Genomic DNA, 294 nt, shown 5'->3' with positions numbered 1-294 from the left:
GCAAAGAGAAGTTAATGGCGTTTTCACCACACTCGCATCACCAGTGTATTCAGCAATACCAAGTTCATAATCTCTCATTTCCATCAATGGTAGTCGGTAAATAACAACATTAAGAAAACTACCTACCAACAAACCAAAAACGACAACATTAAACAATTCCACAAGCTTTCCTCTAGTTGTATTTCTTGTAGGTAGAAACGACGTTACGAACAAACACGGCCATTAAGCACGAGAACGGGATCATAAAGAGATATGCGGTAAAACTACTTGGGATTGCAATATAGAAGAAAAGGC

At 38.4% G+C, this 294-nt stretch carries 1 protein-coding gene; it reads right to left on the bottom strand.

What is annotated here, in order from left to right:
- A partial coding sequence (locus AB4585_RS23745; RefSeq protein ID WP_372171222.1) for a prepilin peptidase occupies positions 1-162 on the bottom strand: 162 nt, incomplete at its 3' end.
- Positions 163-294: the final 132 nt, after the last annotated feature.

Origin of the sequence: Vibrio sp. 10N.222.49.C9 (assembly GCF_041474985.1) — a bacterium.
Classification (GTDB): domain Bacteria; phylum Pseudomonadota; class Gammaproteobacteria; order Enterobacterales; family Vibrionaceae; genus Vibrio; species Vibrio crassostreae_C.
The sequence above is the reverse complement of the archived record's forward strand: the minus strand, read 5'-3'. Positions and strand labels throughout refer to the sequence as shown.